The sequence below is a fragment of the Streptomyces enissocaesilis genome, from assembly GCF_039533765.1.
Taxonomy (GTDB): domain Bacteria; phylum Actinomycetota; class Actinomycetes; order Streptomycetales; family Streptomycetaceae; genus Streptomyces; species Streptomyces enissocaesilis.
This window is the reverse complement of record NZ_BAAAUD010000017.1, coordinates 24087-50508: the sequence shown is the minus strand read 5'-3', so window position 1 is coordinate 50508 and position 26422 is coordinate 24087. Positions and strand designations below refer to the sequence as shown.

Below are 26422 nucleotides of genomic sequence, written 5' to 3'. Positions count from 1 at the left end.
GAGCTACCAAGGGGCCCTGCCTTCATGCACCCACCACCGGAAGATCACCCCGGCGGGAAACCCGTTCGACTCACACGTTCCATGACCGGTTGAGACACGGCTTCTTAGACATGCCGTGAGAACTGCTGATGCAGGTACATGAGAAGTGCCTGTTCGCCCGGCTGAGAGTTGCAATACGAGGACGCCTTTGACCTTGGGGTTCGCCTTGAGCGCCTATCCCCCGCTCGATACCGCATGCAACGGAAGAACCCACCGATCGGCGAGCGTGCCCCCAGACTTGCCTCGGCTCGGCTCGGCGAGCCGAGGGAGGGAGGGGAGGGCCTCAAGGACGGATCGGTCCTCGTTCGAGCCCCACACCGTTCTACCGATGCTGGAGGGCAGGAGAGCGGGTCGCCCCCGCTTGTGCGGGCTCTACCGATCCGCGAAATGTGCAGGCCCATTCGTCCCCGGGTCACTCCCGCCTACGCGGGCTCCAGTCGGTCAACGGCACCACGGGGCTGTTCAACTGCGGGTCACTCCTGCTCGCGCGGGCGCTACCACCGCGCGCATCAGGCTCCCACCACCGGGCGCGGGTCACTCCCGCTCGCGCGGGCTCTACTTCCGTGCTGTCGGCCGGTGGCGCTCATCAGCCGGGTCACTCCTGCTCGCGCGGGCTCTACCGGGGTAATGGTCTCTGCGCTTACGTCCTGCACGGGGCACTCCCGCTCGCGCGGGCTCTACAGGGCCTGCGTGATCTCGCCCTGGTCGAGCGCCGGGTCACGCCCGCTCGCGCGGGCTCCACCTTTCCGGCCTGGGCCTTCTGAAACGCTTTACCTGTTCTTTGCTTGTGGCTGGCTGGTGAAATGATGCCACGACAGGGGTGGGGCTGAGGGGTGATTGGCCCAGGTCGTGCCTCGTAGGGGTTTGGGCGCTCTGTGTACTGTCGTGCACCGCGGCCGCCACACCGATTGCTGTACGGACCAAAGGTGCCGCTGGCCGACAATTGCCACTGCCCCTCGATGCGCGTCCTTCGCGCCGGGACGACCGCCAACCGCGTGTGACCAGTCATGGTGAGCGCCGCGAGCCGAACGCCTCGTCGCGATAACGGGGACCAGACTGCCGCACGCGATGGCCCCGGGCTGGCAGGAATCCGATTCCAGAACCGCCGGAGTCCCGCAGTGTACGGCTGCACGACGCAGGGAAGTCAGTCCCACTCGCCCAGGCTCCAGTGCACCCGCGTAGAGGAGGAGCCCTGCGGACTGGGCAGGTGCCGTAGAGCCCGCCCGAGCGGGAGTGGCCCGTTATGTGGGCTGTTGCCCCCCCGCCGTGTCCAAAACGTCAAGGGCGAGCTGTTGAAGAGCCACGGTCCTTCCCGTCAGGGGGTCGAAAGTCGCTTCTGCGGGGGTTGATTGAGAGCCAGCCGTCCGACGTAGGTGCTCGATGAGTGGGCCTGTGAGGTGACCACTCATGGCTAGCAGGCGGGCGAGAACGCCTTGGGGCAGGGCAGGGAGAGTGGGGAGCAGTGCGGCGACGTGGGTGGCGAGGTCGCTGTCACGGCGCAGGCGTGCGGCAAGCGGCTGGTGCATGTAGTTGGGAAACTCGTTATGGCGGGCGATGATGCGTGCGATCTCCAGGGCGACGTCGGTGAATTGCTGCGCACTGCTGCTGGAAGCTGCGGATAGTTCGGTCCAGGCCAGGAACCGGGCCCAGGGCACGCGGCCGCTTTTCGGGGAGGTCGCCTCGAGCAGTGAGGGAGTGACGGTGTCGGGTCGCAGCCGTGCGAGTGCCGCGACTTCCCCGTGGACGGGCAGGAACACAGAGGTGCTACTCGGGTCTTCCTCCCAGTTCCCGCGGGCATTGATCAGCTCGTTGACCCACGCGCGCGTTCGCGGGTGATCAGGGAATATCTCGGTGAGTACACGCAGCGCTGTCCAGGCCGGCTGGACCTCGCTGTAGGAGAGCGCCCGACTCGCCTGCAGGACACTCTGGGTGGCAGTCCACAGCAGATCTGCGGGAACGCTTTGACTACGCCACATGAAACTGATGCCGGCGGCGGTCGCGGCAAGCTCCGGTCTGCTGGTCAGCAGTGCGGTGAGGTCGTCATAAGTCGTGGGGTAGTCATGAGCGACCAGGAGGATCTGCTGCCAGAACTCGGTACCGGAGGACGTGGGGGAGTGGAAGCGCCGGGCGAAGCCGTCGCCCAGCACTGCCTTCACCTCGCTCCAGGAGCGGCACACATAGCGGCACAGAAGCGAACTGTCTCCCAGGTAGGACCGTCGGATCGTCAGCGGTTCGCCTGGCGCGTGAGGCTCGGTCATGTCGGTGAGGATGTCCAGGCGGCCCAGTTCAGCCAGTGCGCAGAAGCCCGCGGCGCTGGCCCCCTCGTGCCCGTAGTGGGGGGTCTGCAGGAGTTCGGTGAACAGGGAGACGACAGCATCGTCCACTGTCCCGGCGCTCTTGTGCCGTCGAGCGAGCGCGGCCGCCGCGACGATCTGCACCGTCTGGTCAGGGTCCCGGACCGGACGGTGCAGGAGGGTCGTGGCTTCCGCCTCGGCAATGGGTCGGGCGGCGAGGGCTTCGACGAGCCGTACGCGCAGCGGCGCACTCAGTGCCCTCATGCGCCCGGCAAGGGCGGTGCGGACATGGGGATCCTTGCGCAGGCCGTAGGCCATCGCACCCAGCGGGGCGTCATGCGCGGCAAGGCGCGCAAGGGCCTGGTCGTGCACCGCTGGATGGCGGCAAAGGGCGGAGGAGTAGAGCAGTTCCTCGGACGGGCTGCCCGGCCCGTCGGAGTTGCCGTCCAGGAGCCATTGCATGAGGTGATCAACGTGGGCGTCGCCGTAGTCGATGCCCGCTGTCAGCAGAGCGTCGAGCGATTGCACCACCGCGTCCTGGTGCTTAGTTCCCGGCACCAGACCCGCGAGCCGTGCGAGGGCCTCGTCGCTGTCAGCGATGATCTGGTCGAGGTAGGCGACAGCGGCCGCCGGAATCTCGGTGGGCTTCCCCTCGATCAGGGCAGTCAGGGCCTGCCTCACCAACGGGTCCTGGGGCCAGCCCTCAAGCAGAGCCTTGATGATCCACCCCTTTCCCCAATCACCGTCTTGAGAGAGCAGACGGTGCATCAGCTGGTCACGCACCGCATCGGTGCGGACAACCAGCGAGCACCTGTACATCTGCGGGCTGCTGATCGGGGACTCGGCCAGCTCCACTACCAGGCCCTCGACCGCCGCGATGACCTCCGGATCCTCCCGCCAGGCCGCGGGCACCCACAGCCAGGGAATTTGGTCGACCAGCAGCGTGGCGTGATCGGCGAACAGCCCGCGCTCGGAGGAGAGCAGCTTCAGGAAGTACAGGCGTGCCTCAGGGCGGTCGGGGAAACAGCGCAGGACCAGCGAGACGACGGGGGCTTCCCCGTACCGGAAATGGGTCTCATCGGTGGGATCGGCATCACGTAGATACGCGTCGAAGAGTACGTCGTCGTCCTTGAAGAAATCACACAGCAGCTGGGTGAGGCCCTTCCGCCAGGCCGACCCGCTTTCTCCGCCCTCGAACAAGCCCATCAACGCGTCACGGTGGGCGTCACCGCGGTTACCGCGGCGCAGGTCCGCGGCGACCGAGGCATGCATCACCGCATGGTGCGGATGCTCCCGTCCGGACTCGATGAGAGCGTCAAGCGCCGAATGCCCGGGCCACCCCAGTGACAGCGCTTCCGTGGCCGCAGCACGCCGCCCCCACAACTGCGTCGTGGACGCCAGACCGGCCAGCCTCTCGGCCACGTCACTGTCACCGGCAAAGACACGGCTCAACCCACGGCCGGCCGTCCGCTGCGCCTCGTCGTCGTCGCTGAGCAGCCCATGCCACAGCATCTCCAGCGCGGCATCATCACGCTCCCACTTCGAGGCCGCGTTCAGCACCGAGACATACTCCTGACCAGGACGGGCATCGAGCCAGATCCCGAACCGTTCGCACAAGCCGGTGCGCAGCTCCCTTCGTGCCAGCCCTGGTACCAGCAGTTCCACCAGCCGTGCCCGATGCGCATCGCGTGCCCCGGTCTCGATCTCACGGATGACCCGGGCGAGCAGCCGGCGACGCAGCGGTGCATCCACTGCCCCTGTGCCCACGGCTACCTCGGCCGCCAGCACATCCACCGCCTCGCCCAGCAGACCGTTGTCCGCGGCCTGCGCTTCCAAGGCGTCAAAAATGTTCGCGATTTCGGCCGGCCGTACCAGACCGCGCAGCATGAAACGCAGCACCTGTCCCCACCGGCCGTCGGTGACATGGCGCGTGAACAGAGCGATTTGCTCATCCCCTGCGACAGCCACCAGCCGCTCAGCGGCAAGGAACTCCAGAACCGACCGGTGGAAGAACTGCGTCTCGTCGGGCGCCGGACGCACCATCAAGCCCATCCCCGGGCTGAGCGCGTTGACCAGCAGCCCCGCGATCGTATGCGCCTCGCTTCGGGGGTAGCCGATCAGATCAGTCAGAGCATCGCGGAAGACCTCACGCAAGTCGCTGTCGCCGATCGTGATCACAGATGACCGGTGCATGTGTTCCGCTGTTGCCCCGCTCACCTTGCGGATGTCCCCGGTCGTCGGAAACACATCAGCCGCCCCCGACGTCACGATCTTGCGCCGCCGGTGCTCCCCGATCAGCCGGGCCACCACCTCGCTCAGCACCGCATGCAGATCCTCGGGAAACTCCGTCCGCTGCTCTCTGCTGCGCAGCAGCAGAGACAGGAACAGCGGGAGGTCGGCCAGCTCAGCCAGATGTGCCGACGACTCCACCTCAGCCGACCAACGCGCAGCCTCCTGCTCCACCAGTGCCGCATCCATCAACGGGGCAAGCCACTTCCTGATGAACGCCCGCCGCTGCTCCTGATCCAGCGGGGCCAGGGTCGCCGTTCGCCACCGTGCGGTATCGATCGGCAGTTCCGCCGTGCTGAAAGGGCGGGAGGAGGCCAGGACGCTCACCCGCTTGGTGCCGCAGAACACCTCGAGCCGGTTCAGGCAGAGCCGTGCCGCATCAGGCGATGCCCACTCATCCAACCCGTCGATGACCAGCAGCAGCCGATCATCGTCCAGCGCCCTTTTCACCAGCGGCCATAGACCGGCGCAATCGTATGCGCCCAGCCAGCTGCGCACCGCCCCCAGCACACTGGCACATTCCCGGTCACGGCCCACTGCGGTCGTCCAGAACGCGAAAGGGAGCCACAGCGGCAAAACGGACTGCAGCCGGTCGACGCCGCCCGACAAATCGGGTTCTTCATCCAGTACGTCCAGGACCAGCCGGCGCAACAGCGCGCTCTTGCCTGCTCCGGGCACCCCGACAACCAGATGCCGCGAGCCGCTAGCCAGCCAGTCCATCGTCTGCACCCGCGGGGCGTAGCCAGCAGCCGCAGCCGTCGCCCCAGCAGCAGAGCTCACCTGTCCGGGCGTCCGGTCGCGGAGGAACACCTCTTGGCCGCTCGCGACCCCCGCCCCTGCAACAGACCCGCCCAAAGCGGGCATCGACGAGCCGACGTGCTGCCTCTCCAGGAGCGTCACGTCAGGCAACACGAAGCGGTCCTCCAGAGCAACATCGACCCGATCGCTGTGGATGCCCCTCTCCAGGCCGCGGAACACCTCCCTGTACAGGCGCCGCAGGCTCGCCCGGTACTCGATCACATCACCGGCATCCAGCCGCTCACCCAGAGCCTCGGCCGAACGAGCACCGCAGAACACTCCGACCGCCTCCCGGCCGAAGAAGTCATCGACCAGCCGCGGATGGTCCTTGAGCGCCGCGCTCATCGACGTCTCATCCCACACCTCGAAGGCAATTCCCTGCTGCGCGAGGCGGCTTCGTTCCTCCTCAATGCGATCGGCAGCTTGGGTGGGCTCCATATTCGCAGTGACCGCCAGCACGAACTTCTGGCACTTCTTCACCCAGGCGCCCTTGAGGAAGACGTCCACCGCGGCTGTGATCTTCGCAGCGGGGAACTCACCACTGCTGCGCTTGCACTGTACGACCATGTAAGAGCCGTCCTGCAGCCGGGCGTACAAGTCGATGCCATCCTGAGCCTGGCCGTTCACTCCGAACAGCCGGCATTCCTCAACGGTCCCCTCGAGACGGGTCACGCGGTAGCAGAGCCGCTCGAAGTCTTTGGGCTCCAGCGACCCCAGCGGCAGCAGCTGCGGACGCGTATGCGTCGGAGCTTGGCCGCAAGCCTGCGGTGCGGTGGCAACATACGCTGCGGCAGAAGTCAGGATGCCCGTGGTCATGACGACGAGAGTAATAGTCAAGACCTGTGGATCAGTGAAGTTATCGCCTGATACTCCGGCGCCATCGAATCTCGTCTTCGTGCCATTCGCCGGTAGGCGTGAGGCCGGCTGCGGTGGCGACGGCAGCGGATGCCTGATGTTCGGGGTGGATGTGGGCGATAACGGTCTGCGCCTGCTGCTGGCTGAGCCAGTCGACGAGTTCTCGGGCTGCTTCGGTGGCGATGCCTCTTCCCTGCCACGGGGTGCCCACCACCCAGGCGACCTCGGAGATGGGGCCGTGTCCGGAAGGGCTGATCGTCGCCTGGACCGTGCCCGTCAAACAGGCCTCGCCGCGGAGCCGGATCACCCAGTTCAGCCAGGAGACGGCCGGGTCGGGAGAGCCTGCGGTCATGCGCTGGTAGCGCGAGCGCAGGGCCTGCGGGGTGTCCGGTGTGCCGCCGGTGAAGGCGTGCAGGGCGGGATCGGACAGCACGGCGGCCATCTCTGCGGCATGTTCGACGTGAAGCGGCAGCAGGTCCAGCCGCGCGGTGCTGATGGCCTGGGCCACGATGGTGCTCACGCTGCCGCCTCGGGGCGTTCGACGAGGAGGCCGTTTTCGAAGCGGGCGCCGGCGCGAACGAGGGTGACGAGGTGGGGTGTGGTGACCGCGCGCCAGCGGGCCTGGGCGGACTCGGCGAGTTTGAAGACCATCGCGAGGGCGGCGGCCGGGCTTCCCGCGCCGCGGGTGACCTTGGTCCGGAGTCTCACCGTGGCGAAGGTCGACTCGATGGGGTTGGTCGTGCGCAGGTGGATCCAGTGTTCGGCGGGGAAGTCGTAGAACGTCAGCAGCTCGTCCATGTCATCGGTGATCTTCTTGACAGCCTTGGGCCATTTCGCGCCGTAGGTCGCCGCGAAGTCCTTGACGGCCCTCTCCCCGTGAGCGCGGTCCTCCGCGTTGTAGATCTCCTGCAGCGCCTTCTTTGCTCCCGGCTGCGCGGACTTCGGGACGGCGTTGATCACGTTTCGGGTTTTGTGAACCCAGCACCGCTGATGGCGGGCGGCGGGGAACACCTCGGCCAGGGCCTTCCACAGGCCCATCGCACCGTCGCCGACCACCAGCGCGGGGTCGCGCATGCCGCGCCGACGGCAGTCCCGCAGCAGGTCGGCCCAGGATTCGGTCGACTCCCGCAGCCCCTCGTCCAGCGCGATCAGCTCCTTGGAGCCGTCGACGCGCACACCCATGAGCACCAGGACGCAGGAGTGCACCTGGCCGAGGCGGACCTTGGGGTGCACCCCGTCGGCCCACACGTACACGAAGTCGGAGTCGGACAGGTCACGGGCCTGGAAAGCGGCGTGGTCATCGGTCCATTGCTTGGTCAACCGGGTGATAGTGGCCGGCGACAGCCCGGCCGCCGAGCCGAGGAACTGCTCCAGAGCGGGCACGAAGTCCCCGCTCGACAGCCCGTGCAGATACAGCAGAGGCAGCACCTCGGACACCTTCGGGGACTTCCGGCACCACGGCGGCAGGATCTTCGAGGAGAACCGCTGCCGCTCACCGGTGGCCTCATCTACCCGGCGGTCGTTCACCCGCGGCGCCCTGACCTGCACGGCACCCGCGGCGGTTGTGACTGCGCGTTCGTGGTGGTAGCCGTTGCGGACCACCAGGCGTCGGCCCCGCTCGTCCTTCTGGTCGGCCAACTCGGCTATGTACTGGTTGACTTCAGCCTCCAATGCGGCGGCGAGCATCCGCCGGGCACCCTCCCGGACGATGTCGTCGATCAGGGAGCCGGTCTCGGTGGTGCCGTCCTCGTTCACTACGCTGAGCATGGGCGTGCCTTCCCAACCGACGGTGCAACGTCGGTCTACTCGGTGACCTATCGATCACTCGGGAAGGTACGCCCTTCGCGTCCAACCCGAGGTCGATCCACAGGTCTTGAGCATTGCTCTGACGAACGATTCTCGCACTGCGAACCCCGACCCGGCCTGTCTCCCAACGCCAGCTCACAACCACGGGCGTTACGCGAGCGCACGTCCTTCTTTCGTCTACCAGCCCCAGCTTCCGGGGCGAGAGAGCGTGGTCCACCCGCTCGCAGCGTCAGAGGTACGGTACTGGCACGAAGAGGCCGATGTGTCGTCGTGCAACTATCGACGCCAGCCCGTCATCCTGGCTTCGTCTACCACGGAGGCGGAGGCGGGGCCGGGGGTCCGGCTCAGGGGACGGTGTCCCGTCTGGTTCGAGCCCATAAGGCCACAAGGTGGCCCACAGGGGTGTCATGTCATGGCGCCAGGGGGATGCGAACCCTCGGTCGACTGCTTCACGAGCTGTTTGCCGCAGCTCCGTAGGCGTCCCCAACATCGAAGAAATCGACGAGTCTCTCCCGCTCGCGCGGGCTCTGCATGTCGTAGACGAAGCCGGACTCTACGACTTGCGGGTCATTCCCGCTCCCGCGGGCTCTACGCCGAGCACTGTGCTGACCGTGCGATCAGCGCCGTGTCACTCCCGCTCGCGCGGGCTCTACGACGACTCCGGCACCCCCGAGGGCTGGGAGCTCGTGTCACTCCCGCTCGCGCGGGCTCTACCGGGCCGTAGTGGTGCTGGTGGAGGTAGATGGCGTGTCACTCCCGCTCGCGCGGGCTCTACGACTCCCCCTCGCCTGGGGAGAACCCGCTGGACGCGTCGCTCCAGCTCGCGCGGGCTCTACCTCCAGCCCACGGCTACGAGCAGCGAAGAATCCGGGTCACTCCTGCTCGCGCGGGCTCCACCCCATCGTCGAAATGAACTTGGAGTACATCGCTGCGTCACTCCTACTCACGCAGGCTTTACCCCGACCCCAACCGGTGCGCCAAGGCCCGGTGTCGTGCAGCACCCCTGCTCGCGCAGCTTTCCCCGACCAGCGAGGATATCGTCCGCTATCGGGCCGAGTCACTCCCGCTCGCGCGGGCTCTACCAGGACATGGGCGTGGGCGAGTACGTACTCGTCGCGTCATTCCCGCTCGCGCGGGCTCTACCCGCGCCTGGGCGCGCGCCGCACCGACATCAGCGCGTCACTCCCGCTTGCGCGGGCTCTACTGCGGCGGCTGCGGTGCGGACACTCTTGAATCCGGTTCACTCCCGCGCGGGCGCTGCCTGCACCCCGACTCCGAGGTCTGGCTCACCGGCGGGTCACTCCCGCTCGCGCGGGCTCTACATGCGCTCGTTCACGACCCGTTCGGCCTGTCGCGGTTCACTCCCGCCCGGGCGGGCTTTACTTACCCACCCGCAAAGCGATCATCGAGCGGACCGAGTCATTCCCGCTCGCGCGAGCTCATACGTCTCCGTCATCGAGTGGGGTGACGGACAACTACGGGCCAGTTCCGCTCGCGCGGACTTTGCCGAGTCCATCCTGCTTGCGCAGGCGCTACGCCAAGTTTCAGGCTGAGGCCGAGATGGCCGACGGGTCGCTCCCGCTCGCGCAAGCACCACCGCAGCAGACTCATGCGGCTGCGTGCGCAACGCGAGTCACCCCCGCTCGCGCAGGCTTCACCAGGAACTGGGGCTTCACACCGCCCAGAGCCTCAGGTCACTCCCGCTCGCGCAGGCTCTACACAAAGGACATCCCGACTGCGGAGCAGCTCGCCGGGTCACTCCCGCTCGCGCGGGCTCTACCCGAACTCCGTGACGAGGTCGGCGAGCGGCTGCGTGTCACTCCCGCTCGCGCGGACTCTACCTCAAGCGTGAACCGATGGTGGCGTCACGGATCGAGTCACTCCCGCTCGCGCGGGCATTCCCGCTCTGGCGGGCTCTACTACGCCGGCATCAACGTCACCACCACACCCCTCGGGTCACTCCTGCTCGCGCAGGCTCTGCAAAGCGGCGGTCACCGTTCTGGACAAGAAGTCTGGGTCACTCCCGCTCGCGCGGGCACTACGAGTTGCTGCAGATCGCCGGGCGGGCCCTGCGAGGGTCATTGCCGCTCGCGCAGGCTTGAACCAAGATAATCGTCGTTGACCGGGGCAAAGTCGGGTCATTCCCGCTCACGCGGGCTCTACCTGGAGGAGCTGGCCCGGCAGCCGGATACAGCGGCTCATTCCTGCTCGCGCGGGCTCTACTGCGGCGGCTGCGGTGCGGACGCTCTAGAGTCTGCGTCACTCCCGCTCGCGCGGGCTCTACCAGTGAGCGAAGAACGCACATCACAACAAGCTCGAGGCACTCCTGCTTGGGCGAGCCTCATCGGAGGCAGATGAAGTGGCCGGTCATGCGGTCAGAGTCATTCCCGCTCGCGCGGGCTCTACGAATTGCAGTCCTGGCGAACGAGCACACCATCGGGTCGCTTCTGCGCCCGCTCGAGCGGGCATTACATCCTGGCTCGCGCGGGCTCTACGAGTCGGACGAGGTAGCCCGGCTCCGGCGCGGCGCGTCACTCCCGCTCGCGCGGGCTCTACATCGCCTGGGCCAGACCGGACGCAACGAACGTCGCGTCACTCCCGCTCGCGCGGGCTCTACCCTTTTTGACCTGGTCATTCTGACAGGCTTTGCCTGTCATTTACTCGCGGCTTGCTAGGGAGATGATGCCACATCAGAGGTTAGGCCCGTATGAAGATGGACGGGCGGAGCGTGGATTCTACGGGCACGAGGTTGGTTGCTCTGGGTTTGGGTGATCATGCGGTTGCGGGCTCCAGGAGGTGTCAGCGTGGGGGGATGGGAGCTGTTGAGGACGCCCGGTACGGCGGCGTGGACCTTTGTCCGTGGGGAAAGTTCGATCGCGCGACGCTGATGGCGTATTCGCTGCTGTTCCACTTGATCGATGTGGGTGCGGTGGCCGCGGTACTGTGGGACCGGTTTTTGACCCCGAGCCAACGCAACGTCATCAGTGCCGGGTTCGAAGTCCCGCAGGAGCAGGCTCGTTCGCTGGTGTCTTTCCTGGCAGCCATGCATGACATCGGGAAGCTGATCCCGAACTTCCAGTTCTGTGAGCCCTCGGCGCGCATTCGTCTGGGGGATGACCTGCTGGCGGACACGGGCCCGGTGGTGAACGTGCCGCACGCACGCGCGTCGATGCACGCGGGACTGCGTCTTCTGGGCGAGCTGGGATTCGCCGTCGGCGGCAACGACAGCCCCGCCGTACGTGCTGCTCAGTGTCTGGGCGGGCACCACGGCCGGTTCCTGCAACTCGATGTGGACGGGGCGGCGTCCGGCCGCCGGGCCCAGGCCGCCCTGGGCGGGTCCGTGTGGCAGGATCTGCGCCGCCGCTACACCCGGCTGCTGTGGCACCTGTTCGGCGTCGATGAGGCTCCGGGTCGGATGTCGGCCGAGGCTGCGGTGCTGATCACGGGTCTGACGATGGTCGCCGACCGGGTCGCGAGCCAGCGCCGGTACTGGGTGCCCAACGCGCACACGCCGTCCTTCGCCGCCGCCGAGCACTACAGTCACGCCCGCCAGCAGGCCGAGGAAGAAGTCGAGCGGCTCGGCCTTGCCCGCTTCGTACTGGACCAGGTTCCGTTCACCATCGCTCATCCGGGACTTAAGGTGCCCAACGCTCTTCAATCCTCCGTGATGGAGGAGCTGCCGCGGCTGGTCGCCGAGCGGGGGAGCGGCATCGTGGTGGTCACGGATGCCATGGGGGCGGGCAAGAGCGTGACCGCCTTGGAGATGGCGCGGATCTTCAACGAGCACTGCGGTACTCAGGGGGTGACATGGCTGCTCCCGGCAACGGCCGCAGCCGACCAGGCCTACGAGGTCCTGGACCGGTACGTACGCGCCCACCAGCCCGAGTACGCCCCCGTGACGCTGGTGCACCACCACAGCGACCTCAACGAGGCATACACCAACCGGCGCCTGTCCCCGGCGGACACATCCGTCCTGGACGGACCAGCCGACGACCCGTTCGCCAACGAACAGGACGACCTTCTCGCCGGCGATGAAACCGAGTACGGCCCGGGTACCGCAGGCCCTGACCGGTGGCTGCGCGGCCGGGACCACGCGCTCCTGGCCCAGTACACCGTCACCACCACCGACCAGGCGCAGATGGCCGTCCTGCCCGTCCGCCACAGCGCGCTGCGCATGCTGGCTCTCTCCGGCAAGACCGTCGTGATCGACGAAGCCCACGCACTGGACCCGTTCAGCCAGCTCCAGTTGCTGCGCCTGCTGAACTGGCTGGGAGCCTTGAACAGTCCGGTCGTCCTGCTGTCGGCGACGATGCCCGCCTCCACGTCCACCGAACTGGTGCGGGCCTACCTGTCCGGAGCCGGCCGGACCGGTCTCCACAGTGTTTCGTTCACCCCCGGCTATCCCGGGTGGCTGTTCGCGGACGCGGCGACCGCCACCGCCCATCACATGTCCGAACCAGCTCAGAGTGAGCAACGGGCAGCCCAGCGCAGGACCGCCCGCATCCGTATCCGCCCGGTCACCTACCGGCGCCTCGGACAGGCCGGCCGCAGCGTCGAGGCGGGGGAGCGCCTGGCCGTGATCGCCGACGTGCTCCAGCCGGTGATCCGCTACGGCGGGTGTGCGGTCGTGACGTGCGCGACCGTCGCCGACGCTCAGGACGCCTACGAGTACCTGCGGCGCATATGGACCGGTCCGCCCCACGACCTGGTTCTGGTCCACTCCCGGGTGAGGGAGCGGCGACGGCAGAACACACTGGGAAACCTCCGCCACGAACTGGGGCCCGTCGGCCCGCGTCCGGCCCGACGCATCTTCGTTACCACCAGCCTTCTCGACGTGAGCCTGGATATCGACGTCGATCTGATGGTCAGCGATCTCGCTTCTCTGGCACGGCTGTTGCAGCGTCTGGGCCGTCTGGGCCGCTTTGCCCGCCGGTGGACCGGACAGGACCGCCGGCCTGCCTGGTGGGACCGTGACACCAGCCCGACACTGACGGTGCTGCACCCGGTCAACTCCCGCGGGGCGACCGCCCTTCCGCCCGGCTGGGGCACGGTCGAGCCCTCCGTCACCCTCCATGAAACCGCCCGGCTCCTCCCGGACCTGGAGAAGGAACTCCTCGTTGTACCCGACGATGTTCAGCCTCTCGTTGAACAGGTCCACGGCGTCACTTCCGGTTTCGCGGCGGAGACGATGCGCCTGCAGCAGCTGGCAGCCGCACACCAGACCCGCACCAGCCGTCAGCAGCAGCTCAGCGCCATCCACCTGATACCCCCGCCGAAACGGGTCTCTTCCCTGGCCGACCTGCACCGCCAGCACCTCACCACCACCCAGGCGGCCACCCGGCCTGGGGTCCAGCCCCGCCGCCTGCTGCCCTGCTACCGAGGCCCCGACGGCACCCTGACCCTCGACGCAGCCGGCCTTCTCCCGCTCCCGGACCAAAAGCACCTCAGCCCGCGCCACCTGCGCAGCATTCTGGAACACACACTGCCCGTCCCGGCCGCCTGGGTCGCCCGTGCTTCCGTGCCGCACCAGCCACCCGCGAGCTGGAAGCAGCACCCCCTGCTCGCCGACACCCTGCTGCTGCCCACCGAACCTGTCACACGGAAGAGTGAACATGAGAAGGGGCAGTGTTTCGGCCACCACTGGCTCCGCATGGACGAAGAGCTCGGCCTCCTGCACCACAAGCAGCAATGATCACCGTGCGTGAAGATCATTACCGAAAGCATCGCGCCATTACTTGATTATCGGACTTTCTCGCCGGTAGTGAGGCGCTGCGACGGCATGATTCGCTGTGCCCGCACCACCGAACACCTGGTCGCACATCGCACACCATTTCGCCCCATAAGGGCGCTGCGATGCCCCCTGCGCAACACCTGGTCGCGCTCGGCCGGCCCCCGCCGCCGCGCTGCCCCACAGCAGCAGACCACCCGAGAACACCACCCGGCCCTGGCTGCCCGCACCCCCGCGGCCCGCCTCCGCACGCCCCTCCCTATCTCCGGAAGACACCCTTGCCCTCGTTACCCCCTCCCGCCACGTTCAGCGTCGCCCACAAACCCTGGGTCGATGTCCGCACCGGCCCCCAGTACGACCAAGTAGGCCTGCTAACCCTGTTCCTGGACGCCCACCGCATCGAAGATCTCGCCCTGCCCCACCCACCGGCAGCCTCCGCCCTGCTACGGATCTTGGTCTCCATCACCGCTCGGATCACCGGCCTGGACGACCCCGAGCTCACCGCCTCCCAATGGAACGCCCTGCGCCGCCGCTGTCTGGACCAGGGCCGCTTCGACCCGGACGCCGTCCACGCCTACTTCGACCAGCACGCCTGGGATGTCTTCGACCCCATCCGGCCCTGGCTGCAGGATCCCTCGCTGCGTACGCAGTGCGACCACAGCACCGGCATCAACGTTTTCGTGCCCGGCCGCCCGGGCGGTAACAACCTGGCCTGGTTCAGCGCGCACGGCCACCACACCGCCGAGCCCGTGCCCACCCCTGAGGCCCTGCAGATCCTGCTCATCCACCACTGCTTCGGGCGTCCCGGCAAAAGCACCCTCCGCACCATCGACAACACCACCATCGCGAAGCACAGCAGTGGCCCCCTGCGCGCCAGCGTCTCCTTCCACCCCCTGGGCCGCACCCTGCACGAAACTCTCCTCGCCGGTGTGCCCGCCTTCACCGGCGACGACCAGCCACCCGGCGCCGATGCCTGCCCCTGGGAAGAACCCGCACCACCCGACCCGCAAGCCCCGCTCCGCACGGCGACCTGGCCCGGCCGACAACTGACCGGCCTGAGCCGGCACGCGATCCTCCTCGTGCCCGGCCAGGGCGGCGCCACCGTCACCGACGCCTACATAACCTGGGCCACCCAGCAGCCCAAGCCGATCATCACCGACCCCTACCTCGCCTACCGCTTCATCCCCGAACGCAAGAACGTCGCCCGGCGCCGTACCCTCCACCGCGCCGACGCGTCCCGCGCATGGTGGCGTGACCTGGAGACCCTGCTCCTGGCCCCGGACGAACACGGCACACACCGCCGGCCGGCCATCTTCGATACCCTCAACGACCTTCCCGAACCCGTGCGGCGCAGCCTGCGGATCCGCGTCCACGGATTCGACCAGGACAGCAGCCAGGCGACCGACCGGCAGTGGTACACCGCCATCACCCCACCGCTGCTGAACTGGACCCAGGAACACGACCCGGTCAAAGCCCAGCGCATCGCCGAGTGCTGCCGGGAAGCCGAACACACCGCCCAACGGCTGGCGACCGTCGCCAAAGAAGCCTGGGACACCGCCACCCACAGCCGCACCACACAGCCCCCCTGGGCGAAGAAGGCCCTGACCCGGTACTGGCCGAAGGCCGAGACAGTGTTCTGGCGGCTCCTGGACGAGACCGACGCCGACGCACCCGCCGCTTTCGCCGCGGCGGCTGCCGCCGCTCTGCGGGAGGTCACCGAAGCCGCCCGGATCAGCCACAACTCCGCAGCCCGCGCTGTCGCCTATGCCGTCAGGGATCTCTACCGCCGGCCCTCAGCACCTCGGAAGGCCGCCTGATGCCCACCACTGCCGAACACCGCGCCTCCTGCGACGCGTTCGTCGCTCACATCCACCTCCTGTGCGCCGAACCCGGTGTCCGCGTCCGCCTCAGCCGGGGGAGAGGCAGGCCCGTCGAAGAGTGCGCTCCCATGGACCGCTACCTCTCCCGGCGGACCGCGCGCCGCGCCGGGCGCCGCGCCTACTACACCGTCGCGAGCCTCATCGCGACGGCCGGCCCCCAGGCCCACACCCCAGGCGTGCGCCCCGACCCGGACGACGGTACTGGTCTCATGACCGTGGGAGCCGATCCCGGACCCCACGTCTCTCCCGTTCCCCTCGTCGAACCGCCCCTCGCACCATCGCCTCCAGACCCGGAGGCATGGTTCGCCCGGCCGAACCTCGGCGCCACCCTCGCAACCGCCGTACGCAAAGCCGGCCATGGCGCCGAGCGCACCGAGGATCTCCTGAGCGTTCTGACTCGCCTGAGCGACGACCAGTTGCACCGTCGCCTGCCCGCCGCTGTCACACGGCTCCTGAAAGACGGCGTCACCCCTGACTGGGGTGTCCTCCTCTACGACCTGGTGCAGCGCCCTTACCAACGTGACCAGGTCGGATTGCGCTGGCGCGACGCCTTCTACCTCGCCACCCCCGAGCCGCGGCGTTCCTGAACCCTCGCCTCAACCGGCTCCGTCCCTTTTTGCAGGCGCTGCCCTCCGGCACATCACCCCGGCGCGGACCGCCCGGCAGCTCACGTTCCGGGCCCGTCCGGCGCCCCTCGGGCCCCGGACGCCCGGCCTGGACCGGCCGGCGACGGCGCATAGACCGGCCCCGACCATTCCCGCAGCCCACGGCACCACGTACCCCATGGGGCTGTCCCGGCGGTATGCCCGCCGCCTCACCGAAAGAGTCATCTCATGCATACTCCGGCACGCTTCCTCGACCTGCACGTCCTGCACCCCGTGACTGCGGCGAACCTCAACCGTGACGCGGACAACGACCCCAAGACCATCTCCTTCGGGAACGCGACGAGGGCCCTCGTCTCCCCTCAGGCATGGAAGCGTGCTATCCGCCTCAATGTCGAACAGGATTTGGGAGAGCACGCCGCCCGCACCCGCATGGTTCCGCCCCTCGTCGCCCGGAAACTGCAGGAAGCCCAGTGGCCCGAGGACCTCGCCACGTTCGCCTCCGCACAGATCGTTCACTCGGCCAAGAAGGACGGCCTGCAGCACAACGCCAAAGAGGGCTACCGCACCCAGGCCATGCTCTACCTCCCCACAGGCGTCATCGACGACCTCGTCGCCCTGTGCGAAAAGCACCGCACCGAACTGGAGGAAGCACTCGCCGCCCACAGCCCCAAGAAGAAGATCTCCCCAATCCTGCCCACCAAAGACCTCGCCGCGCACCTGACCAGTCGCACCGCGAGCATCAACCTGTTCGGGCGCATGCTCGCCGAACTGCCCGCCGGCCACGTCGAAGCAGCCGTACAAATGGCTCCCGCCTTCTCCGTGCACCGCAGCGACCCGCAGCCCGACTTCTTCACCGCGGTGGAAGACCTGCCCCAGAACGGTGATTCGGGAAGCGCCCATCTGCAGACCGCGTTCCTGACCACGAGCCTCTTCTACCGGTTCGCGACCATCAACATCACCGACCTCCACCACAACCTCGGATCCTCCACCCCCGCTGACACCGTCAACGACCTCGTCGAGCTTTTCGTCCGGCATTTCATCCTGAGCATGCCGGGCGGAAAAAAGACGTCCACCGCACCGCACACTGTCCCCGACCTCGTCCACTACACGATCCGCGACCGCCGCTCTGTCTCCTACGGCGCCGCCTTCGAACAGCCCGTCAAAGCCGCCCCCCAGGGCGGCTACACCGCCCCCGCCCGCCAGGCGCTCACTGACTACGCCGCCACCATCAGCCGTCTGCTCGGGGCCCGCCACCTCATCGCCCACGGGCACGCTGTCACCACCGCCAAGCCCGTCAAGGACCTCGGTGCTCACCACACGTCCTTCGACGACCTCGCCGCAGCCTGCGCCGCCGCAGCGACCGCTGCTCTCGCCCCCGTAGGCCGGCCGTGACCGGGCTTGTCCTGCGCCTGGCAGGCCTGCTCCAGTCCTCCGGCGAACGCGGCGTTTTCCACTACCGCGACACGTGTGCCTTCCCCACCCGCTCCCAACTCATCGGGATGTTCGCCGCTGCCCAGGGCCGCCCCCGCGAACACGCCCTCGACCCCTACCCTCACCTGCAGTCACCCGATGACACCACCGCCCCCAGCCACCGCGACCTCACCTTCACCATCCGCATCGACCAGCCCGGCACCCTCTACCGCGACTTCCACACCGTCGGTGGCGGCTACCCGCGCGAACAAGGTCTTCTCTGCGGCGACGGCACCCGGCGGTCTCAGGCAAAGGCCACGCTCGTCACCCACCGCGACTACCTCACCGGCGCCGTTTTCACCATCGCCGTTCAAGGGCCCGCAACCCTCATTCACCACATCGCAGAATCCCTGGAGCGGCCCCGCTTCGGACTGTTCCTCGGCCGGCGCGCCTGCCTGCCCGACGAACCCCTCGTCCTCAACGCCCACAGCCCCGACCCCATAACCGAACTCCTCACCCGCGCTCCCCTCACCCGCAACAGGCCCCCCGCCCCCACCGACACGCACCTGTCCACCACCTTCGTCTGGGAACACCCACCCCCCGGCACAGACCCCACCACCCCACCCGACCGGGAAAGCACCAGCGAACCCGTCAACCTCACCCCTCACGCCCGACGCCACCTGCCCCGCCCTTTGTGGATGACCACCGAACACCTCCCCGTCCACCTCTACGCAGGACCCCGACCGATCGACACCCTCACCGCGTACGTGCACGGAGAATCCGCATGACCAACCTCACCCGTATCGTCCTCGATCCCCACAATGCGGCGGCCAAAGCCGACCTCGCCGACGTCGACAGCCTCCACAAGACCCTCATGCGCCTGGTCCCCGACCTCATCAGCCCCACCCCCCGGGCCATAGCAGGCATGCTGTTCCGCACCGAACCCGGACCCGACCCCACCCTTCTCGTGCAGACGGACCACACACCCGACCTCACCGCCCTGCCCACCAGCTACGGCACGGCCCGGACCCTCGACCTCGCCCCTCTGCTGAACTCCCTCACACCCGGGCGCACCATGCGCTACCGCATCACCGCCGCCCCCACCATCGCCCGCTCCGCAGGCAGCCCCACCCGTCACCCCGTCACCGGGAAGCGCCGCGGCAAAATCACCCACCTCACCGGCGACGAGGCCATCGCCTGGTGGCGGCGCCGGGCTGCGGCCGTCGGACTCGAACCCGTCACCGTCTCCTCCCTCCCCAGGCCCTTCCCTCGCGCCCGCAGCACACGCTCGTCCCCCTATTTCACCCTCACCCAGTTCGACGGCGTCGCCCACATCACCGACAACGGTCTCCTCACCCACGCCCTGAAGAACGGCATCGGCAGGGCAAAGAGCTACGGAGCCGGCCTCCTCTCACTCGCCCCCGCCTGACCTCAGAGGGAGCACCGCCGTCATGCCACACATCCCTGACCAGAACGCCCTGCGCTCTGCCGCCATGCACCGCCTCTACACCCTCGAACAGTCACAACAGCTCACCCGCTCCCGGATCATCGGCGTGGCCGACGCCTTCGGCGTCGACCCCCGCACCGTCGACCGCTGGCTCGCCAACGCCCGCGCCAACAACGGCACCTACCAACCCCAAGGCCGCCCCTGCTTTACCCTCACCCCGCGCATGCTCGACGCGGTGGCCCGCTGGCGCGGCAACGCCACCGCCGCGTGGCGAGAACTGCGCGCCGACGGCCACCCCGTCCCGTCCCTGCCCACCTTCCACCGCGCCGCGAACAGAGCCCTCACACCGGGGGCACGGGCCGGCCTCCGCGGCGGTGAGAAGGCCCGCCGCCGCTTCGACATATCCGGTGAACGCGACCGCCACCACCGCAACTACGCCTGGGAAACCGACCACGTCGAAGCCAGCGTCAAAGTCCGCGTCGAAGGCCACATCCGCAAACCATGGATCACCTTCTTCGTCGACTGCGCCACCTCCGCCATCTGCGGCCTCGCCATCACCCCACAACGCCCCAGCCGCGAAGCCGTCCTCGTCGCCATCCGCGACGCCGTCCTCATCGACGAACACCACGGGCCCTTCGGCGGCATCCCCCTGTACGTACGCGTCGACGGCGGCAAAGAATTCCTGTGCACCACGGTCAAAGAAGCACTCGGCGTCCTGGGATCCGAAATCATCGAATTACCCCCCTTCACCCCCGAAGGCAAAGGCAACGTCGAAGCAGTCAACGGAGCCATCAAAAAGACCCTGTTCGCCGGTATGCCCGGCTACACCCACGCCCCCACCCTCCGCGGCGGTAAACCCGTCGACCCCGACCAACCGCTGCTCCACTTCGAAGCGTTCGTCGGCCTGGTCCTCCAATGGGTCCACCGCTGGAACCACGAGAACACCCTCAAGAGCCTGCGTGGCCAGACTCCCCGCCAAGCGTGGGACGCGGACCCCGCGCTGATCGAGACCGTCACCGCCGAAGATCTCCACACCTATACCCTCGAACGCCACGGCAAGCCCCTGGTCATCAACAATGGTGGTGTCCGCTGGCGCCAACGCAATTACATCGCCGACTGGATGCACGGCCGCGTTGGCGAAAAAGTGAGCCTGCGCTACCTCCCGCACCACGATCACCGCGTCGAGCTCTACGACCCACAATCCGGCCGCCACCTCGGCGCCGCCGTCATGGCCGAACAAGCGACCCGGGAGCAGAGCCTCAGCCTCAAACGAGCCCGGCGACGCGAAGCCGACCGCCTGCGCGCCCAGCTGAAGAAGGCCGAGAAGAACCGCAACACCCGCTATGCGGCCGCAACCCGCCCCGCCCCGCCCGTACCCCTGGACGTGATGCCCGAGGAAGAGGCCCTCGAGCACCTGCGAGCCCTCGACGGCTTCGACCCGGCCGCAGAAGCACTGCCCGACCTCATCCAGCTGCCCGAACCCGACGCCGAATGGACCCTGCCCATCGCCCCCAACACAGCGCCTCCACCCCAGCCGCCGACACACCCCAAGGACCAGCCGTGAGCACCCCCACCACCTCGCCCCGCCCCAGCCAGCTCCCGCCACCCAGCCAGGACCACTACCTGGGCCTCACCGGAGCCAACGCCATGGCCACCAAAGCCGTAGCCGAAACTGAATCCCGCATCCTCAAAGCCATCAAACACAACGCCATGGTCTGCATCCACGGACACGTCGGCCTCGGGAAAACCTTCGCCGTCCACACCGTCCTACGCCGCCATGCCCCCGAAACCACCGTCCGGCTGCGCTACAACAGCGGCGCCAACATGAACGAAATCCGAACCCAGCTCTGGCGCCGCCTCGACCTGCCGGGAGAACCGTCGCAGGCCGTCGGCCCCTGCGACCAGCAGATCCAGGACGCACTCGAAGCACAGCCGCGCGTCCTGCTCATCGATGAAGTGCAAGGACTCGGGACGAAGGCACTGGAGTACTTCCGCAACCTGTGGGGCGACGACGCCCGCCGAGCGGCCATCATCCTCGTCGGCAGCGGCAACGCCCGCCAGAAGATCCTCAACAACCAGGCCCTGCACTCCCGGATCCTCGACTGGTACCAGTTCAGCCCCCTCACCCCCACCGAAGTCCAGGCCGTCATCCCCGCCTACCAGCGGATCTGGGCCGGCACGCAGCCCGAACTGATCCTGTACACCGACGACATGGCTGGCCATGGATCGTTCCGGAACTGGGCACGAATCACCCTCCTCCTCCACGACGCACTCGAGGTGAACCCAGGCCTCACTCTCAGCAAGGACCTCATCCGCTGGGTACTCAGCCGCGTCGACCCCACCACCCGCCACACCCCGCAACGCAGTTGACTGCCTTGCCAGCACGTAACTGGGTGCCGCTGCGCAACGGAAGCACCCCTGGGGCGGTTGTTAGCGGACGTCGCGGGTTTCCCAGCCGGGTGGGAGTTTAGGCAGGCCGATCAGCGCGTCGATGTTGAGGTGTTCTTGGAGGAGGGCTTTGAGGCCGCGGCCGTCGATGAGTTGCATGCGGCCGGTGCGCTGGGCGAAGTCGTGGCTTGCTTTGCCGAACCAGGCGGTGGTGACGAGGATGCCTTTGGCGGCGGCTTTGTCGTGCATGACACCGGCCAGGGCACGGACGGCTTCGGTGGGCACGGTGTTCTTGGTGCGTTTGGCCTGGATGATGCACAGCCCGCCCATGATGGGGTCCTCGTTGGTGGCGACCGCGTCGACACCGTCGTCGCGGGAGGCCTGGGTGACCCAGGCCTTGAGCCCGATCGCTTCGAACAGACGGCGAACCAGGTGCTCGAACTCGATCGGGTCCAGCGCTACGAGGTCGGGCCGGTTGTCGAGGCCGGCCACGACGTCGACCTCGGGCGCCCGCTTGTACTTGCTCAGGTCGAAGGTGACCACCGGGCGCACCGGCTCCAGATCGTAAGGGTGCTGCGAGACCACCGCGTTGAGGTGGCGCAGGCATGTCACCGGGTCGAGTTCCGGCTCGTCCAGCACCAGGTCCTCGAACGTCTCGCGGCTGCTGCGGACACTGACCAGGCACGGCCTGATCGCTTTCCCCGTGGCACGGTCCTTGGAATGCACGTGTCCGTTGAACGCCACTACGTTGACCAGCGAGTGGGGAGTGACCGCGAACGCCTCGTCGATGGCCCGCAGGGAAAGGCGCGCCACGAGAGTCCGGTAGAGCTCCTTGACCTCGGCGTCCTTGCGTGGCTGCGGCACCACCGCAGGGGGCACGGACGCCTTGAACCGGTAGTGCGCCGCCGTCGGCGCCACATCCTGGCCGGGAAGGTCGATCTCCAGCAACAGCTCTCGCGTCTCGGGAGCGAACGCCGAACGCCACGCCCCACGCAGCCCCTCCGGATACGGCACCGCGGCAAGTACCTGGTCCACGGCGGCCATCAGTCCTTCAGGCCCCTGTCGCAACAGTGCTTCCTCTACCGCACCCCGGTGAGCCCGCAAACCTGAAGGGCGCTCCACCAGCACCGACTGCATCAGGGCAACCTGCTGCCGTACAGCCTCTGTCCGCTCCTCCGCCTCCTGCCGCAACTGCTCGGCTTCACGCTGCTTGGCCAGCTTCGCGGCCTCCGCCACCTCCCTCGCCAGGGCCTTCTTCTTCAGCTCCGCCTCACGCTCCCGAGCCGCCTGCCGCTTCTCCAGGTCCCGCACCACCTGCTCAGCCTTACGGGCCTGCTCCGCCTCCTGCCGCTCCTTCTCCTTCTTCGCCCGCACCCACTCCTGCGCCTGATCGCGCTCCAGCTTGGCTGCTTCCCGTTCACGCTGCCGCTGTGCCTGCGCAGCGGCCTTCTCTCTGCGGGCCTGCTCCTGCTGCTGACGCTTCGCCTCGGCTGCCTTCGCCTTCTGCGCATCGCGGTACGCCTGCACCACTTGAGCTGCCAGTGACTTCTTACGCGCCATGCCCCCACCCCCGCTCTGCCCAACCCTGATAAGCACTGCCCCATAGGTGGAGCGCGCAACCAGCGACATCAACTCCAGATCGCGGCAAGAGAGACCGCGGTGAGGAGGAGCGCCGGTCACCGCATGCCCGACGCGAGTTTTGGGCCGAGGGCTGCTCACTCTCGCGATACGGTTCGCTGCCGATGACGCCGTTGCCGGCTTCGGTCTGTCCGCCTTCCTCGGGACCGCGTCGCTCACGGTTTTCGTCTGAGCCAGGAGGCGTCATGATCGCGCCATTCAGTGAGGGTTCGCATCCGCAAGGGTTCTGGGTTCGGTAGACCTTGTCGTCGACCAGGTGCCTGGTGTGAGCCGGGCGCCTTCTGGATTCCCGGGGGTATACGTATGGAAAGACAGTCATGGCTTGGCGGCGTGCACATACGAGGGCTGGCGCTGCTGGCGGTTGCTGCTCTTGTGCCTGTGGCACTGCCGGCTTCCGCGGCGGAGCCGGAGCCGCAGCTGCGTGCGGAGACCTTCATGCAGCTGCCGGGTGCAGCTACACCCGCGCTGAGCGCACTGCAGACGCCGCGGGCGCGCAGTGCCCTGACAGGTGAGAGCCGCCGCATTGACGATGTCCGCACGGCGCTGGAGACGGTGGGGCCCGCGGCGTCGTTCGCGCCCAGGACCAGCACGCCGGCGGCTACCGCGTCGGCGTCATCCGGCCAGGCGCTGGCGGCGCCGATGGCCGTCACGTATCCGGCGCCCTCTCGTGCGATGTCGCTGGACGAATGCAAGCGGAAAATGGCCGGTGATGCCAAGGTCTACATCAAGTCCCGCTTCGCGGTGTGTACGGGGCTGAAGGTCACCACGGTGTGGCAGCGCCGCAGCGGTGCCATCGGCACGAGCACGTTCACGGTATACGTGCGGGCAACAGTGCCCAAGGAAGCCGACCGCACCATGCACTTCGACTACGACGTCGTCGACTTCACTCAGATCGGCACCACGGGCGCATCCGGCCTCAAGATCGGCATCAAGCCCAAGATCCCGCAGGACTGGCCGGCCGCGGCCAAGCCGACCCAGAGCGGGAACCTGCCCGTCACTAGAACCTGGCAAGAGCTGCGGCTGATGAACCCGGCGCACTTCAAGCACACCGTGCGCTACGCCCCCGGGCAGGGCACCGGGGCAGGAGCAGCCGATACCGTCTTCGCGGTGTACCAGCCCGAGATCACCTCGACGCTCCCGCCCGGATGGGTGGGGGAGAGCCCCAAGACGGGCAAGCCGTTCATGATCGCCCCGCGCTGGGATGCCGCGAAGTACCTGAACAATTCCACCGGGGGCGGTAACCCGGTCAACAAGGGAAGCGCCGTGTTCAGCTATCTCGCGACGCTGAACTACAGCTCCAAGCAGACAGCCGCAGAACGCGGCGTGGCCCTGCACATCAAGAAGGCCTACACCAACCCGGGCGCCACCAAGCCCCCGAACGCCCTCAAAAAGGTCCCCGGACAGAACGCGAAGACCCCTTTGCACCGCCTGTACTTGGATGAGCGGCGGCGCAAGGACAACCGCGCCCGCGCCGTCACCAACTGCCGAAGGCACTTCGGCCCGAACTACACCGACGGCGGCAAGCAATGCGACGAGTTCCCCTTCGCCACCACATACGAAGGGTGCGCACAGACCGAATACGACCCGCACGCTGAGAAGAACAACTTCTCCGTGCTGCCCGTGAGCAGCGCCGAGAACCGGGACGCGGGCATCCTGCTTTCGCAGTTCTACACGAAGAACCGCCTCATCGACGGCATGGACGACGGCTTCATCGTCAAAATCAGCTGACAGCCGGGCGGGGCAGCAGCCCAGCTCCTGCCCCGCCTTTCATGCATCAACGGGCCAAAACTGTGCCAGATACCGTTCCACACCTTCCGGCACCGACTCCTCGGCCAAGCGCCGCACTTCCTCCCGGCCCGCACAGTAGACCCGCACCCGCCACTGCCTGCCCGCATTGGGAAGCTTCACGTACTCGGGCATGGGGCCGGCCACAGCCCACAGCGCCAACTCCCCGGACGCGCTGTGAATCCGCGCCTCACCCTGCTCCTCCCACACCTCGCGCCCCTCCGCAAAAGGAGGCTCCGCGTCCCACACCTCCACAGTCAGGGAAGCAGTGTGGGTGTGCCCGCCGCTCTCGACATCGATACGGCCGGGATGCTCCGTCAAGAACGCTTCCGGAACACGCCCCTCCGGGTAGCCGACCGGCACGAACCGATCGTCCACCTCCTGGAAACCGAACCCGAAGAAGTCGACCTCGACACTGAGCTCCTGCTGCTGGACCAGTCCCGCCACGCCTACTCCTTTGTACTCGTCAACCACCCTGCCTTCGCGCGAGATCGTATAGGCCCGACTGGAACACCGCGGAAGAGCCCTCACCGCTCCCGCCGCTTTCCGGCCATGCCGACGAGTGCTGCAGACGGCCACAGCCAACCCGAAGACCAGGACCTGGCTGGCTTGCCTGCGGGTAAGCACAGCACTTCGCCACGGTGGACAAGGAGCCCTTGGCGCATCGTTTTTGCAGTGGCCTGATCCATCCATACGAGTGGGTTGACTCCCTACGGACCCGGGCCAACCGGCGGAAGACGCTACGCATACGGCTGTGATCAGGACTCTTCTGCGGGCCGCTTCGGCCGCCGCGCTCGCCATCCTGCCCCTGACAACGACGATGTCTGTACCCGCCCACGCCGCCGAGACCATCTCCCTCACGGAGGGCATCGAGCGGCTTGCTTTCGCTGCCGAGTCCCGCGACGGATACCAGCGCACCAGCTTCAAGCACTGGAACGTCGGCAAACTCAACGACGGCTGCAACACCCGCGCCGAAGTCCTCATCACCGAAGCCACTGAGGCCCCCTCAGTGGGGGAGCGGTGCGCCCTGACCGGGGGAATGTGGCATTCCTACTACGACAATCAGCACGTCACCGCAGCATCCGCTCTAGACGTGGACCACATGGTCCCGCTCGCCGAAGCCTGGAACTCCGGGGCCTCGCAGTGGACTGCGGCTCGCCGCGAGGCCTACGCCAACGACCTCGACGCCGAGCGCTCCCTGGTCGCCGTGACCACCCGCTCCAACCGGGCGAAGGCCGACAAGGACCCTGCCCAGTGGCTGCCCCCGGCCGCCGACGTGCACTGCCAGTACGCGGCCGACTGGGTCACCACCAAACTCCGCTGGGACCTGACCCTCGACACCTCTGAGCACGACGCCCTGCAGATGTCGGCCGAAGGCTGCGCCAGCATCACCGTTACCTTCGAAGCCGCCCCGTAGCCCACTGCTCCCGTGCTCGAGCTCGGCACTGAGAACATGAGCT

The 26422-nt window shown here is 67.7% G+C and carries 15 protein-coding genes; 10 read left to right on the top strand and 5 right to left on the bottom strand.

All coding sequences use genetic code 11. The features are described from left to right. Positions 1–1280 precede the first annotated feature (1280 nt). From ABD374_RS08445 to ABD374_RS08435, 3 genes are read right to left on the bottom strand one after another with little or no spacing between them, the layout of a single operon-like run. Positions 1281–6236 (bottom strand): NACHT domain-containing protein, encoded by a 4956-nt coding sequence (locus tag ABD374_RS08445; protein ID WP_344493066.1) that lies wholly within the window; start codon positions 6234–6236, stop codon positions 1281–1283. A gap of 40 nt (positions 6237–6276) precedes the next feature. After that, positions 6277–6795: a GNAT family N-acetyltransferase gene (locus tag ABD374_RS08440; RefSeq protein WP_344493064.1), complete on the bottom strand. Its 519-nt coding sequence runs from the start codon at positions 6793–6795 to the stop codon at positions 6277–6279. Next, positions 6792–8042 (bottom strand): IS256 family transposase, encoded by a 1251-nt coding sequence (locus ABD374_RS08435; protein WP_344493062.1) that lies wholly within the window; start codon positions 8040–8042, stop codon positions 6792–6794. Before ABD374_RS08435 ends, ABD374_RS08440 begins: the two co-directional genes overlap by 4 nt. Before the next feature lie 2746 nt (positions 8043–10788). Here ABD374_RS08435 and cas3 point away from each other — a divergent pair. The 8 genes from cas3 to ABD374_RS08395 all read left to right on the top strand — a co-directional run bounded on the left by cas3 (position 10789) and on the right by ABD374_RS08395 (position 21521). Beyond that, the gene (gene cas3 / locus ABD374_RS08430) at positions 10789–13773 is read left to right on the top strand and encodes a CRISPR-associated helicase Cas3' (protein WP_344493060.1); all 2985 of its coding nucleotides are present in this window, start codon (positions 10789–10791) and stop codon (positions 13771–13773) included. Positions 13774–14087: 314 nt separating this feature from the next. After that, entirely contained in the window at positions 14088–15626 is a 1539-nt protein-coding gene (casA, locus tag ABD374_RS08425; RefSeq protein WP_344493058.1) for a type I-E CRISPR-associated protein Cse1/CasA, read from the top strand. After that, positions 15626–16276 carry a type I-E CRISPR-associated protein Cse2/CasB gene (gene casB / locus ABD374_RS08420; protein WP_344493056.1) on the top strand — a complete coding sequence of 217 codons (651 nt, stop codon included), beginning with the start codon at positions 15626–15628 and terminating at the stop codon, positions 16274–16276. The genes casA and casB overlap by 1 nt, the downstream gene beginning before the upstream one ends. A 246-nt stretch (positions 16277–16522) precedes the next feature. Next, a complete protein-coding gene (gene cas7e / locus ABD374_RS08415; protein WP_344493054.1) occupies positions 16523–17686 on the top strand; it encodes a type I-E CRISPR-associated protein Cas7/Cse4/CasC in 1164 nt (387 codons plus the stop codon). After that, on the top strand, positions 17683–18492 hold the full coding sequence (gene cas5e / locus ABD374_RS08410) for a type I-E CRISPR-associated protein Cas5/CasD (RefSeq protein WP_344493052.1): 810 nt from the start codon (positions 17683–17685) through the stop codon (positions 18490–18492). Before cas7e ends, cas5e begins: the two co-directional genes overlap by 4 nt. Beyond that, complete coding sequence (gene cas6e / locus ABD374_RS08405) at positions 18489–19133, top strand: type I-E CRISPR-associated protein Cas6/Cse3/CasE (RefSeq protein ID WP_344493050.1); 645 nt, start codon at positions 18489–18491, stop codon at positions 19131–19133. The genes cas5e and cas6e overlap by 4 nt, the downstream gene beginning before the upstream one ends. A 22-nt stretch (positions 19134–19155) precedes the next feature. Then, a complete protein-coding gene (locus ABD374_RS08400) occupies positions 19156–20715 on the top strand; it encodes a Mu transposase C-terminal domain-containing protein (RefSeq protein ID WP_344493048.1) in 1560 nt (519 codons plus the stop codon). After that, complete coding sequence (locus ABD374_RS08395) at positions 20712–21521, top strand: AAA family ATPase (protein ID WP_344493046.1); 810 nt, start codon at positions 20712–20714, stop codon at positions 21519–21521. The genes ABD374_RS08400 and ABD374_RS08395 overlap by 4 nt, the downstream gene beginning before the upstream one ends. Before the next feature lie 60 nt (positions 21522–21581). Here ABD374_RS08395 and ABD374_RS08390 read toward each other — a convergent pair whose 3' ends face one another. Beyond that, positions 21582–23099, bottom strand: a complete 1518-nt coding sequence (locus ABD374_RS08390; protein ID WP_344493044.1) for a restriction endonuclease — start codon at positions 23097–23099, stop codon at positions 21582–21584. A 381-nt stretch (positions 23100–23480) separates the two neighbouring features. On the opposite strand from ABD374_RS08390, the gene ABD374_RS08385 reads away from it, so the two are divergent. Beyond that, on the top strand, positions 23481–24905 hold the full coding sequence (locus tag ABD374_RS08385; protein WP_344493042.1) for a NucA/NucB deoxyribonuclease domain-containing protein: 1425 nt from the start codon (positions 23481–23483) through the stop codon (positions 24903–24905). A 39-nt stretch (positions 24906–24944) separates the two neighbouring features. On the opposite strand, the gene ABD374_RS08380 is transcribed toward ABD374_RS08385, so the two are convergent. Further along, on the bottom strand, positions 24945–25409 hold the full coding sequence (locus tag ABD374_RS08380) for a hypothetical protein (RefSeq protein WP_344493040.1): 465 nt from the start codon (positions 25407–25409) through the stop codon (positions 24945–24947). Between the two features lie 307 nt (positions 25410–25716). Between ABD374_RS08380 and ABD374_RS08375 the strand changes: the two genes are divergently transcribed. Continuing rightward, positions 25717–26379 carry an HNH endonuclease family protein gene (locus ABD374_RS08375; protein WP_344493038.1) on the top strand — a complete coding sequence of 221 codons (663 nt, stop codon included), beginning with the start codon at positions 25717–25719 and terminating at the stop codon, positions 26377–26379. The last annotated feature ends 43 nt before the right edge of the window (positions 26380–26422 follow it).